The following is a 12,491-nucleotide window of genomic DNA, read 5'->3' as shown; positions in this document are numbered from 1 at the left end:
GGACCGCGTGAGCGGTCCAGGCCCTTGAACTGTATGACCCGCCGTTCGGGCGGGTCTGCCAATCAGGCCGCGGTGGCCGGGGCGTTGGCGGCCGAGAACTGACCCTGATTGGTCTGAGCCTGCGAGGCGGTGGGCAGGCCGGGACGGCGGCCAGCGCCGGCGACGCGGGGCTTCGGCTTCGGAGCGGCGATCAGGCCCTCGCGGATCGCGGTCTTGCGGGCCTGCTTGCGGGCGCGGCGAACGGCCTCGGCCTTCTCGCGGGCGCGGCGCACGGACGGCTTCTCGTAAGCCTTCCGCTGCTTCATCTCACGGAAAATGCCCTCGCGCTGCATCTTCTTCTTGAGGACGCGGAGAGCCTGATCGACGTTATTGTCGCGAACAAGTACCTGCAACGGAAGAGATCCTTTGGCCTAAGTCGTTGAACGCGCGGCCAGTCGCCGATACGTAAACCGACAAAGTCCCTCGCCCGGATCAGGCCCAGGAGGGACGCGCAAGATCGGTCTACGAATCGGCACGTGGAACGCGCCTTGGCTGGGCTTCTACACCATGCGCTGCCGAGATCCAAGATGCGCGAGCGGTCTTCGCGGGACCGCACGGTGCCCATGCGCAAGGCGGTTTGGCCATGGCTGCCAGGGGGATGCTATGATCCGTTCATGGCTCTCGACCAGACCCCCGATCCGTCGCAGCAATTCGCCAGCGACAACTATTCCGGCATCTGTCCGGAAGCGTGGGCGGCCATGGAAGCCGCCAACAGCGGCCACGCCCCGGCCTACGGCGAAGATGCCTGGACTGCCCGCGCGGCGGATGCCTTCCGCGCGCTGTTCGAAACACGGTGCGAAGTGTTCTTCGCCTTCAACGGGACGGCAGCCAACGCGCTCGCTCTGGCCGCCCTGTGTCAATCCTACCACAGCGTGATCTGCGCCGATTCAGCCCATGTCGAGACCGACGAATGCGGCGCGCCGGAATTCTTTTCCAACGGTTCGAAGCTGCTCACCGTCCGCACCGAGGGCGGCAAGCTGACGCCGCAGGCGATCCGCTCGCTCGCGACCAACCGCAGCGACATTCACTTCCCCCGGCCTCGCGTGGTGACGATCACCCAGCCGACCGAGACGGGCCAGGTCTATACCTTGGCCGAGATCCGCGCCCTCTCGGAGGAGTGCCGTCGCCTTGGCCTCGCCCTGCACATGGACGGTTCCCGCTTCGCCAACGCCTGCGCCAACCTCGGATGCAGGCCTGCCGACATGACGTGGCGGGCGGGTGTCGATGTCCTATGCTTCGGCGGCACCAAGAACGGCATGCATGCGGGCGAGGCCGTCGTATTCTTCGATGAGAAGCTCGCGGAGGATTTCGGCTATCGATGCAAGCAGGCGGGGCAGCTCGCCTCGAAGATGCGCTTCCTCGCCGCGCCCTGGGTCGGGATGCTGGAAAGCGGCGCGTGGCTTCGCAACGGCGCCCATGGCAACGCGACCGCCACCCGCTTCGCGGCGGCCGTAGCAGGCTTGCCGGGCGTCCGAGCGTTGTTCCCGGTCGAGGCGAACGCCGTCTTTCTCAGCTTGCCGCCTGCCATGGCCGAGGGCCTGCGTGCGCGGGGCTGGCGCTTCTACACTTTCATCGGCGGTGGCGCCCGTTTCATGTTCGGCTGGGACGCTCAGGATAAGCGCGTTGATGCGCTGATCGCGGATCTGCGGTCGCTCGCCGTCGCGGCGGCTTAGATCAGCGCGAGATTGGCGGGTTCGTTGCCCGGGAAGATCCGCTTCAACGCGTTCTGGTCCAGGCCGTAGAGGCGGCCGAGCAGCCCCGAGAGCAGCGAGCGATAATCGGTCAGGACCGGCCAGTCGCGGTTCTGGAACAGGTGTGCCTCGTCGGCGCGAACCTGCGGCCCGGCGATGCGTCCGCCCCGGATGCCGCCGCCGAGCACCCAATAGGTCGAGCCATGGCCGTGGTCGGTCCCGCGCGATCCGTTCTCGCGGAAGGTGCGGCCGAATTCCGAGACCACGACCACCACCGTGTCGGACCAGCCGGGGCCGATCTCCTCGGCGAAGCCCGCGATGCCCCGGCCGAGCTCGCCCAGGCGATCCGCGAGGTAGCCCTTGGCGCCGCCCTGGTTCACATGCGTGTCCCAGCCGCCGACATCCACGAAGCCGAGGTTGAACGTGTCGCGCATGAGGCGGCCGATACGCCGGGCCGACAGCTCGAAGCCCTTGGGCGAAGCGGCGCCCCGGTCGGCCTGATCGGCATGGTTCGAGATCGACTGGTAGACCTCGTTGCGCACCCGGAAGCCCTCCGCGACGGCATTCGCCAGCGGCGTGTCCTTGTACATCGCGGCGATGAGGGCAGCCTGCCGGTCGTCGATCGCGGGCTTGCCGACACCGTTGATGGCGATGTTCGGCACCGGCTCGGCCCCGCCCCGGAAAATCAGCGGAAGTTGCTCCGTGAAGGCGATCGGGCGAACCCGGGTCAGCTCGGCCGCGAGACGCGCCATGAAGCCGGAATTGTAGTCGCGCGAGGCGCCGATCGTCTGGCCGAGCTCGATCGTGTCCTGTGTCTCGAAATGGCTCCGCGTCAGGTCGTCGGTTCCCGCGAAGGGTACGAAGGCGGCCTGCCCCTTTGCGTAGAGGGGCATGATCGTGTCGCGCAAAGCCGGGTGCAGGCCCCAATCCCCGTCGAGGGCAAGGGCATCCTGCTTCGCGACGGCGAGGTTCGGGCGCACGCGATAATAGAAGTCGCTGCCGGTGGGGATCACGACGTTGGCCGCGTCGTAGGCGCCACGCAGGAACACGACGAGGAGGCGAGCATCGGCCTTGGGCGCGGCCCAGACGCGGCCCGCGACGGTCGACAGGCCAAGGGCGGAAGCGCTGCGGAGGAGATCGCGACGGTTCATCGGGCGAATTCCGGTGAGGCGAGATAAAGCGTGTTCCAGTCCTGCGGCGAGATCGCCTGGGCGAGTGCCGTCCGGGTGGCGGCGCTCAGGGCCGGTTCGAGGGCGGCGAAGTAGAGGCCGTTGGCGATGAGCGGGAAGGCCGGCTTGTCCGGCTGGTCGCTGGATGTAGGCTTGAACAGGCCCGCTGGTCCGGAGCCGATCTGCCTGGCCACCTCGAACCGCGCCATCATCTGGCCGGGCCCCGCCCAGGCGGCGGGATCGAGGGCGTAGCCATCCGGCGTGGTGCGGGCAAAAAGTCCCTGCCCAAGCCGGTTCAACCAGCCGATCACCGGGCCTGTGTTGAGGATGACCCGCCGGTCATAGGCCATGCGAAGCGCCGAGAAGACATAGCGCATCGGGTCCTTGAACGAGCCCTCGCAGATCGACGCGAAGGCCTCGCTGTGGATCAAGGCGTCCATCACGGCAGCGGTATCGCCGTCGGAGCGGGTAAAGACCTCCGCGAGCCGGGTCGCCAGGGCGTCGTCCGGCGGGTGGCCGAGATAATAGGTCGCCAGCGCCCGCGTGACGTTGCGTGCGGTGGCAAATGAATGGGCGATGAGATCCAACGCCTCCTCGACCTCGCCGAACCCGCGGCCCTTGATCGTGTGGCCGAGGAAGACCTTGTCGCCGTAATCATGCCGGTTCGGGTTAAACAGGAACAGGCCGTCTTGGATCAGGTCGGCCTTGTGCTCTGGCCGGAGCTTGATGGCCTCGCGGCCACTCGCGATGCCGAGTCCGGTCAGGATCCGCGCCAGCGCCTCGACATCGGCCTGCGTGTAGCCCGAGCCGACGCCCATCGTGTGCAGTTCCATGATCTCGCGGGCATAGTTCTCGTTGATCCGGCCCGCCGCGTTGTCGGTATTGTCGAGGTAGCGCAGCATGGCCGGGTGGCGCAGCGTGGCTTCTAGAAGATCGCGGAAACGCCCGAGGGCGTGCGGACGAATCGCGGTGTCGACGTAATCGCCGATCCAGACGCGCACCAATCCCTTGTTCTGGTGGACATTGAACCGGTTGAACCAGAACCACGTCAGCCGCTCGCGCAGCTGGTCCGGGGCGTAGAGCGCCCTCAGGATCGTCGCGCTGGCCGCTTGCCGAGCCTCGGCGTTGAACAATGCCTGATTGTATTGCTGCGCGTTCTTGCGCGCCTCGGGGTCCGGCTCAGAATTGGCCGCGCGTTGGAGCGCTTCGAGGTAGAATGTCCTTTCGGACAAGCTGTCTCGGGGCCCGGCCGGGAGCAAGGCCTTGACCTCGGTCGGTAGGGCGGGGGCGGCCTGCGGGCGCAGCTGCTCCTTCAGCCATGCGTCGCGGCCCTTGGTCCGCAACTCGGCGAAGGAGGAGGGCGAGACGCCCCAGGTCAGCGCGTCGAGGAAGGCGGCGTCCTGAGCAGGCGAGGGCGTGGCCGCCAGCGGCGAGGCGGCAACGAGCAACGCCGCACCGGCCAGAGCCGATCTCCAGGCGGATCGCATCATCGCTCGAAGTCTCTCCGTTCTCGGAGGGTCAGGCTGGCCCCGGAGAATGTCGGGGATGTGTCGTGAAAATTGCACTTCGTTGCAGCGGCGGGTCGGTCCTCGCGGGCGGCTCCCTTGGCCGCTTCGGGCGCACGGGGTACACCGTCGCCAAACCGCACACGCGCGACGAAGACCTTCCCATGTTGATGCAGACAAGAACCGAGGCGCCTCCGGCCGATCCGGTGGCCCGGCGGCGGACCTTCGCCATCATTTCTCACCCGGACGCGGGCAAGACGACGCTCACCGAGAAGTTACTGCTGTTCGGCGGGGCGATCCAACTTGCGGGCGAGGTCAAGGCGAAGCGCAACCGTGTCTCCACGCGCTCGGATTGGATGGGCATCGAGAAGGAGCGCGGCATCTCCGTCGTCACGTCGGTGATGACGTTCGAGTACGGTGATTGCGTCTTCAACCTGCTCGACACGCCGGGCCACGAGGACTTCTCGGAAGACACCTACCGCACGCTCACGGCGGTCGATTCGGCCGTGATGGTGATCGACGCGGCGAAGGGCATCGAGGCGCGGACGCGCAAGCTGTTCGAGGTCTGCCGCCTGCGCGACATCCCGATCGTCACCTTCGTGAATAAGCTCGACCGCGAGTCGCGCGATCCGTTCGACATTTTGGACGAGATTGAGAAGACGCTCGCCCTCGACGCCGCCCCTGTGACGTGGCCGATCGGCTCGGGGCGCAACTTCTCGGGCACGTACGAACTCGGCATGAACCGGGTGCGCCGCCTCGACGCCGCCGACGATGGGGGAACGGTTCCGGTCTCCGGGCCGGAAGATCCGCTGTTCGACGAGTTGCTCACCGAGAACGGCGCCGCCGATGCGTGGCGCGAGGAGGTCGAGTTGGCCCAGGGCGGTCTGAAGGCGTTCGATCTCGACGCATTCCGCGAGGGCCATCTGACGCCGGTCTTCTTCGGCTCGGCGCTGCGGAATTTCGGGGTGCGCGACCTGATCGACGGGCTCGCCAAGGTGGCTCCGGCGCCGCGCGGACAGGATGCCGACAAGCGCCGCGTGGAGCCGTCCGAGGCGCGGATGACCGGCTTCGTGTTCAAGATCCAGGCGAACATGGATCCGAACCACCGGGACCGCATCGCCTTCATGCGGGTCTGCTCGGGCAAGCTGAACCGGGGCATGAAGGCCCGGCTTGTGCGCACCGGTAAGCCGATCTCGCTCTCGGCCCCGCAATTCTTTTTCGCCCAGGACCGCGCCATCGCGGACGAGGCTTATGCGGGCGACGTGGTCGGCATCCCGAACCACGGGACGCTTCGCATCGGCGACACGCTCACCGAGGGCGAGGAGATCGTGTTCCGCGGCGTCCCGAGCTTCGCGCCGGAAATCCTGCGCCGGATCAAGCTCACCGACGCCATGAAGGCCAAGAAGCTGAAGGAGGCGCTTCAGCAGATGGGCGAAGAGGGTGTCGTGCAGGTTTTCGTTCCCTACGACGGTAGCCAAGCCATCGTGGGTGTGGTCGGCGCGCTGCAGCTCGACGTGCTGAAGGAGCGGTTGCAGGCGGAATACGGCCTGCCGGTCGATTACGAGATGTCGCGATTCACCGTGTGCCGGTGGGTTACGTCAGATTCGGAGACCGATCTCGACAAGTTCATCGACAGCCACAACTCGGCCATGGCCCGTGACCTCGACGGGGCCCCGGTCTTCATGGCCACGACCGCTTTCTCTCTCCGGTACGAGGAGGAGCGGTACCCGTCCGTGAGCTTCACCGACGTGAAGGATTATCAGAAGCGGGCGGAATGATTTGAGCGGCGGGGGGCGTCAGGGCGTCCCCCGCATTTTCGACACTTCGTCAGTACTTACCCAGCATCGGGAAGTCCTGGGAGAGGGTCGATTGCGCCGCGATGGGCGCCTCGCGCTTGCGCGGCTTCCGGTTGATGACGTTCTTCAGCTTCGTCTTCAGCACGGCGATGTCGAACGGCTTCAGGATGAACGCGTCCGCCCCGGCCTGGTGCGCGAGGTTGATGTCCTCGAACTCGAAGGACGCCTCGGTCAGGATGAAGGGCGTGTTCATCAGCGTGTCGTCGCCACGGATCTCGCGGAGCAGCGTGAGGCCGTCCATCGGCTCCATGTCGAGATCGGAGATGACCAGGGCGTAGCGCCGCTGGCGTAGCTTCTCCATCGCCTCGGTGCCACTCGTCACGCCATCGACATCGGGGAATCCGATGCGGGACAGCAGCATCACCACGAGCCGCAGCAGCTTCTCCTGGTCGTCGACGACGAGGATCGGCGGATGGTCGGGGGCCTCGCTCATGGAACCTCAGACGAAGAGATGGTCGATGCCCTGACGGGACATCGCGTCGGCCTGGATGGCCATGGCCAGGCTCAGGATGGCGGAGGTTTTCGGCGTGCCGCGCTGAAACATGGGAAGCAGGTTCGCTTTTGCGAAGAGGGTATCATTCGACCCCCCGCGCTGAGCGCACTTGAAGGAGTTCACGAACTCGCGCTTGGCGATCTCGCGCCATTCGCAGATCTGCACCTCGCGGTGGCGCGGATCGGCGGCGATCCGGTCAAAAGTCTCATGGACCGAGGTGCGCTCCCCCTCGATCACCTGGGCGGCGAAATTGCCCTCGATCATGAGCAGGCTTGTGATCACCGCGAACTCGTTCTTCTTCTGGGCCACACGGGTAATGTCATCGACCTGAGCCGACCGCTTGGCCGGATCCGACGACAGTGTCAGTCGTGAGAAGTAGATGATGTGGACGAGGCTCGTCCGCTTGGCCCGCATGTCCCGTTGCCTAGATTCCTCGGCCGATCGCGAATCGAAACACGACCGGCTTGGGGGGATGATCGCGCAGGCAAAATAACGTGCCGTAAACAGGCGCCGACAATCAGACTTTGCTTGGGCATAGCGTGAGCGGGGACCGAGCAATTTTTGCCGACTCGGCCCCAACGACCCGGCGCAAGATGCCGGGTTCTGATCCGTGATTCCATAAAATCTGTTTATTTGCAGTAATTTAGCTTTGGCATGGGGGTTGCTGCAACAAGCCGTTGCGTTGGCCATCGCGCCGGGGACCTCAGGTCATGGACATCTTTTCTGCGTTGCAGACGTCGGTCTCGGGCCTCCAGGCGCAGTCCTACGCGATCAGCAACATTTCCGGGAACATCGCGAATTCCCAGACCACCGGCTACAAGCGAATCGACACCAGCTTCATCGACCTCATGGCCGAGCAGACGGCCAAGCGCGAGGTCGCCGGCACGGTCCTGGCGCAGGCGCGGCTCACCAACACCATCCAGGGCAACGTGGTCGCCTCGCAGGTAGCCACGAACATGGCCATCAACGGCCAGGGCTTCTTCACGGTGCTTCAGAAGTCCGGCGACGCGGGCGGTCAGGCGACCTTCAATACCCAGCCCGTCTACACGCGGCGCGGCGACTTCAGCCCCGACAAGGACGGCTACCTCGTCAATGGCGCGGGCGATTATCTGACCGGCCAGAACATCGACCCGGCCACCGGCCAGACCGTGAGCACCGGCCTGATCAAGATCGCCAACTCGACCCTTCCGGCCAAGCCGACCTCGACGATCAACTATGCCGCGAACCTGCCCGCGACGCCGATCACCGGGAAATCCACCACCTCCGGCTCGGACCTCTACGCTCCGGCGGACCCCAACTCGATCCTGCTGACGGGCGCGAGCACGGCCTCGCCGCAGATCGCGAGCGGCGACGCGGCCAACTTCGTGAATTCCAGCATCGCCGGGCCTGCTGTGACCGCCTACACCGCGACCGGCGCCCCGGTCACCGTAACGACCCGCTGGGCCAAGGTGCAGGACGTGAACACGGCGGCCACGCCGCCCGTGACGAACTCAGTCTGGAACCTGTTCTACCAGTCCGACACGACCGCCTCGGCCGCGAAGAGCGCGTGGACGAATGTCGGCCAGTCCTTCACCTTCGATACGGCGGGCCAGCTCACGAACCCGACCTCCGGCGGCATCACCATTCCGAACCTGACGGTGAGCGGCACCAACCTCGGTTCGGTGGCGCTGAATTTTGGCCAGACCGGGCTGACGCAATATGCCGACTCGTCGGGCGGCGCGACGACCAACACACTGACCCAGGACGGCTATACCTCCGGCACCCTCTCCAGCGTCGCGGTCAGTGGCGACGGCAAGATTAACGGCACCTTCTCCAACGGCTCGGTGGTGCCGCTTGCGACCGTCGGCTTCGCCCGGTTCACCAACCCGGACGGGCTCAAGCCCGACACCAACGGGCACTACTTCCAGACGGTCGATTCCGGGTCGCCGCTCGCGGGCCTCGCGGGCAGTACCATCGTCGGCGAGAGCACGGAGCAATCGAATACCGACATTGCGTCGGAATTTTCGAAGATGATCGTAACCCAGCAGGCGTACTCTGCGAACACGCGGGTCATGTCGACCGCCCAGACCATGATGAGCGACCTCCTGAACGTGATCCGCTGAGCCGGATCCGCCCCGACACCTAGGAAAGGGCTACGCCAGTGAGCATGAACGCGATCTGGAACGCCACAGCGGGGCTGAAGGCCACCCAGGCGGCGATCAACGTCGTCTCGCAGAACGTCGCCAATTCCGGCACGGCCGGCTACGTGCGCCGCACGATCAGCACCGTCTCGACGGAAGGCAATTCGGGCGTCACGGTCGGCGCGGTGACGCGCAGCTTCGACGCGGCGGCCCTGAAGCAGCTTCGCTCGGAGACCGCCGGGGCCGCCTATACGGCGACGCGTGCGGACATCACCAGCCAACTCGACAAGCTTTACGGCACGCCGGGCTCGGCAACGGCACTCGACGGCACGTTCAACACCTTCACACGGTCGCTTCAGGAACTGACGGCAAACCCGACCTCGGCCGCGGCGCGAAGCACCGTTCTGAGCAACGCTTCGGCGCTGGCATCGCAGATCAATGCTGCCGCCTCCAACGTGCAGAGCCTACGCAACGGCATTGAGGGGCAACTCGCCACCGATACGGCAACCGCCAGTTCGCTCCTGTCGAACATCGCCACGCTCAACGCCAAGATCCAGAATACGACCGACGATTCGTCGAAGGCCGACCTTCAGGACCAGCGCGATCAGGCTATCAACAGCCTGTCGAGCTACATGGACCTGTCCACCGTGGATCAGCGTGATGGTACGGTCACGGTGCTGACCGGCTCGGGCGTCACCCTGGTTGATCGGGGCAATGCGGCGACCCTGAGCTTCGACGGGCACGGGACCCTCAATGCGTCGTCGCGCTATTCGCCGGATTCCTCGCAGCGCACGGTCGGCACCATCACTGCCACGACCCCGGGCGGCGCGAAGATCGATCTCGGCGCCCCGGGCGTGATGCGCTCCGGCAGCCTCGCCGCGCAATTCGAATTGCGCGACACGACCCTTCCGCAGGCCCAGCGTCAACTGGACGATCTCGCGGCGGGCATGGCGACCGCGCTGACCAACAAGACCGTCACCTCCACGACGAACCCGGCCCAAATCGATATCGGGGGGATGAAGCCGGGCAACACGCTCACCATTCCCGTCACCTTCAGCGATGGCAGCGTTCGCAACGTCGTCCTCGTCGCGGGAACCGGGGCCTCCAAGCCCGTCGACCCGTCTGTGACGAGCGATTCGACGAGCTTCGCGCAGACCTTCGACGTCACACGCGTGCCCGGCGACACGGAGAACGCGATCAAGGACGCCCTCAGCGCCATGCGCACGCAGGCGACGGCGGCGGGCTACAAGAACGTCCCGAACATCACGGCCACCGCCACGGGCAGCGTCGTGACTTTGGCAAGCAACACAGGCACCACCGTGGGCGGTGCGGGCGCCAGCATCACGCAGCCGAACTCGGCGAACGACTTCGCCAACGGCTACCCGCAGATGCCTCTATTCACGGACGGGACGAGCAAGCTCTACACCGGCAGCGTCGACACCTCGGCGCAGATCACCGGCTTCGCCCAGCGCATCGCGGTGAACGGCAACCTCGCCAACAATTCGTCGTACCTCACCGCCTCCGGTGCCAACGACCTGACGGCCTCGGGTGGGCGGGCGCAGTCGCTGTTCACGTCTCTGACCTCGACGCAGCAGACCTTTTCCTCGGCGAGCGGAATCGGTGGCATCACGGCGCCCTACACCGCTTCCGTCGCCCAGTTCACGCAGGACATCATCTCGGCTCAGGGGAGCGCCGCCAGCGCGGCGGCGACCCTCGACAACACCCAGCAGGTGTCCCTCTCCACCGCGCAAAGCCGCTTCTCGCAGAGCGCCGGGGTGAACATCGACTCCGAGATGGCTAATCTCATCGCCCTTCAGACCGCCTATGGCGCGAATGCCCGCGTGCTCACCGCCGCGCGCGACATGCTCAATCAGCTGCTGCAGATCTGATGACCACCATCCCGCCCTTCGCAGCCGGCAGCTATACTGTCAGCCGCAACACCTCTCAGCTTCTGGCGCTGAAGTCGCAACTCAGCGACCTCACGAACCAGCTCAGCTCCGGTCTCACCTCCCAGACCTATGGCGGTCTCGGCGGCGCGCGCACTACCGCCCTGTCGGCCCAGGCCTCGATCAGCGCGCTGAGCGGCTACTCTTCGGTGATCGACACCGCTCAGACCCGCGCAAAGCTCGGCACGACCAGCCTGTCTCAGGTGGTGAGTGTCGCCTCGGCAACGAATTCCACGTTGCAGAATGGCTTGCAGAGCACGTCATTGGATACGCAGGCCGCGAAATCGACGGCTCTCAACAACCTCAACGCTGCGCTCGACGCCCTCAACCAGTCAGATGGCAGCGTCTACCTGTTCGGCGGCAAGAAGGGCTCGACCCAGCCGGTCGCCGATGCGGGCGCGATCCTGTACGGCACGTCGAACGGCACCAACACGCTCGACGGCCTCCAGACCATCGTCCAGCAACAGGTCACCGCCGATGTCGGCCCGAACGGCGATGGGCGGATCACGCAGACCTATGTGCCCAACGCGACCACGATCTCCCTCGCGGAGGGGCCCAGCGCCCGCGTAACCGCGGCAAACGGCGGCGCCTTCGGCTTCCAATTGACGGATGTGAAAGCGACGGGAACGGCGATTGGCGTAAGCCCGAACCCGTCAGCGCAAGCGACGCTCTCGGTTAACAGCCAGCCCGTCCCAGGCGACACCGTGACGGTGACGCTGACGCTGCCCGACAACTCGACTACCTCGATCACCCTGACGGCCGTGGCGGCGAATTCCCCCACAACGTCGACGACCTTCACCATCGGCTCGTCGCTCAGCGTCACCGCAAAGAGCCTTAACGACACGCTCTCCGCCGCGATCACGAACGCGGCTTCCACGACCCTGTCGGCCAACGCCACCGCCCGCGCGACGACGGATTTCTTCGCCGCCTCGACCGATGCGAACACGACGCCGAAGCGTGTCTATACCGACGCCACGACGGGTGGGCCGACCTACCTGATTGCGAAAGCAGCGGCCGGCACCCAGCAGAAGCAGTCCGTCGTCTGGTATCAGGGCGAGAGCGGCCTGGATTCGACCGCGCGGGCGAGCCAGACCTATCAGGTCGGTTCGAGCGCCACCGTGCAACTCGGCGCGCGGGCCAACGAGGCGTCGATCCAGAGCGTTCTGTCGGGGCTCGCCACTGTCGCCTTCGGCATGCCGGCAGCGGGCAGCGCCAATTCTGCGCAGGCCTATCAGGCCGTCGCTGCGGCGGCGACGCCGATGATCGCCGCCTACAACACCGGCAACAGCGTTCAGAGCATCGTTACCGATTTCAGCCTTGCATCCGCGCGCATGTCGAGCGCCCAGACCGCCAATGCCGCGCAGCAAAGCACTTTGCAGGATACGGTGGACGGTATCGAGCAGGCCTCCACCGAAGAGGTCGCGACGAAGCTCCTCGATCTGCAGACGCGGCTCCAGGCAAGCTACCAGATCACCTCGTCCCTCTCGAAGTTATCCCTGGTCAATTACCTTTCGTAATGCCTTCGCCCATTTCGGGTGACCATGCGGCTTCATACTGTTGCCGCTTTCAGGCTGTCTTTCTAATCCCTTGGACGTTCAGGTCCCTGCAGGCCCCTGCCGAAACGGTATTGCGTTCGGTAGGGCGCCCTGTACGGCGCCTCCGATGGGGAATC

10 protein-coding genes are annotated in these 12,491 nt (G+C 65.7%); 5 read left to right on the top strand and 5 right to left on the bottom strand.

Annotated features, from left to right (window positions below; all coding sequences use genetic code 11):
* Nucleotides 1-62 precede the first annotated feature (62 nt).
* A complete protein-coding gene (rpsU, locus tag ACFQE0_RS01085; RefSeq protein ID WP_378966273.1) occupies nt 63-392 on the bottom strand; it encodes a 30S ribosomal protein S21 in 330 nt (109 codons plus the stop codon).
* A 261-nt stretch (nt 393-653) separates the two neighbouring features.
* Here rpsU and ACFQE0_RS01080 point away from each other — a divergent pair, with 261 nt between their 5' ends.
* Nucleotides 654-1,712 carry a threonine aldolase family protein gene (locus ACFQE0_RS01080; protein ID WP_378966271.1) on the top strand — a complete coding sequence of 353 codons (1,059 nt, stop codon included), beginning with the start codon at nt 654-656 and terminating at the stop codon, nt 1,710-1,712.
* On the opposite strand, the gene ACFQE0_RS01075 is transcribed toward ACFQE0_RS01080, so the two are convergent.
* Nucleotides 1,709-2,881 (bottom strand): DUF1501 domain-containing protein, encoded by a 1,173-nt coding sequence (locus tag ACFQE0_RS01075; protein WP_378966268.1) that lies wholly within the window; start codon nt 2,879-2,881, stop codon nt 1,709-1,711. The two genes, ACFQE0_RS01080 and ACFQE0_RS01075, sit on opposite strands and share 4 nt — an antisense overlap.
* Nucleotides 2,878-4,389, bottom strand: a complete 1,512-nt coding sequence (locus ACFQE0_RS01070) for a DUF1800 domain-containing protein (RefSeq protein ID WP_378966266.1) — start codon at nt 4,387-4,389, stop codon at nt 2,878-2,880. Before ACFQE0_RS01070 ends, ACFQE0_RS01075 begins: the two co-directional genes overlap by 4 nt.
* Nucleotides 4,390-4,568: 179 nt before the next feature.
* Between ACFQE0_RS01070 and ACFQE0_RS01065 the strand changes: the two genes are divergently transcribed.
* Nucleotides 4,569-6,182, top strand: a complete 1,614-nt coding sequence (locus tag ACFQE0_RS01065) for a peptide chain release factor 3 (RefSeq protein WP_378966264.1) — start codon at nt 4,569-4,571, stop codon at nt 6,180-6,182.
* A 49-nt stretch (nt 6,183-6,231) separates the two neighbouring features.
* On the opposite strand, the gene ACFQE0_RS01060 is transcribed toward ACFQE0_RS01065, so the two are convergent.
* Nucleotides 6,232-6,693, bottom strand: coding sequence for a response regulator (locus ACFQE0_RS01060; RefSeq protein WP_378966261.1), 462 nt, complete (start codon nt 6,691-6,693; stop codon nt 6,232-6,234).
* Between the two features lie 6 nt (nt 6,694-6,699).
* Nucleotides 6,700-7,167, bottom strand: coding sequence for a BLUF domain-containing protein (locus ACFQE0_RS01055; RefSeq protein ID WP_378966259.1), 468 nt, complete (start codon nt 7,165-7,167; stop codon nt 6,700-6,702).
* A 296-nt stretch (nt 7,168-7,463) separates the two neighbouring features.
* Here ACFQE0_RS01055 and ACFQE0_RS01050 point away from each other — a divergent pair, with 296 nt between their 5' ends.
* From ACFQE0_RS01050 to ACFQE0_RS01040, 3 genes are read left to right on the top strand one after another with little or no spacing between them, the layout of a single operon-like run.
* Nucleotides 7,464-8,855, top strand: coding sequence for a flagellar hook protein FlgE (locus ACFQE0_RS01050; protein WP_378966256.1), 1,392 nt, complete (start codon nt 7,464-7,466; stop codon nt 8,853-8,855).
* 38 nt (nt 8,856-8,893) lie between these two features.
* Complete coding sequence (gene flgK, locus ACFQE0_RS01045; protein WP_378966254.1) at nt 8,894-10,762, top strand: flagellar hook-associated protein FlgK; 1,869 nt, start codon at nt 8,894-8,896, stop codon at nt 10,760-10,762.
* The gene (locus ACFQE0_RS01040; protein ID WP_378966252.1) at nt 10,762-12,336 is read left to right on the top strand and encodes a flagellin; all 1,575 of its coding nucleotides are present in this window, start codon (nt 10,762-10,764) and stop codon (nt 12,334-12,336) included. Before flgK ends, ACFQE0_RS01040 begins: the two co-directional genes overlap by 1 nt.
* Nucleotides 12,337-12,491 lie beyond the last annotated feature (155 nt).

This window comes from Methylobacterium komagatae (assembly GCF_042661665.1).
GTDB lineage: Bacteria > Pseudomonadota > Alphaproteobacteria > Rhizobiales > Beijerinckiaceae > Methylobacterium > Methylobacterium komagatae.
Note: the sequence above shows the minus strand (reverse complement) of the source record. Positions and strands in the feature narration are given on the sequence as shown.

Bases quoted from the DNA above. Each gene is read 5' to 3' on its own strand.
- ACFQE0_RS01055 (WP_378966259.1), bottom strand. From the start codon at position 7,167: ATGCGGGCCAAGCGGACGAGCCTCGTCCACATCATCTACTTCTCACGA.
- ACFQE0_RS01050 (WP_378966256.1), top strand. From the start codon at position 7,464: ATGGACATCTTTTCTGCGTTGCAGACGTCGGTCTCGGGCCTCCAGGCG.
- ACFQE0_RS01040 (WP_378966252.1), top strand. From the start codon at position 10,762: ATGACCACCATCCCGCCCTTCGCAGCCGGCAGCTATACTGTCAGCCGC.
- ACFQE0_RS01080 (WP_378966271.1), top strand. From the start codon at position 654: ATGGCTCTCGACCAGACCCCCGATCCGTCGCAGCAATTCGCCAGCGAC.
- ACFQE0_RS01070 (WP_378966266.1), bottom strand. From the start codon at position 4,389: ATGATGCGATCCGCCTGGAGATCGGCTCTGGCCGGTGCGGCGTTGCTC.
- ACFQE0_RS01060 (WP_378966261.1), bottom strand. From the start codon at position 6,693: ATGAGCGAGGCCCCCGACCATCCGCCGATCCTCGTCGTCGACGACCAG.
- ACFQE0_RS01075 (WP_378966268.1), bottom strand. From the start codon at position 2,881: ATGAACCGTCGCGATCTCCTCCGCAGCGCTTCCGCCCTTGGCCTGTCG.
- ACFQE0_RS01065 (WP_378966264.1), top strand. From the start codon at position 4,569: ATGTTGATGCAGACAAGAACCGAGGCGCCTCCGGCCGATCCGGTGGCC.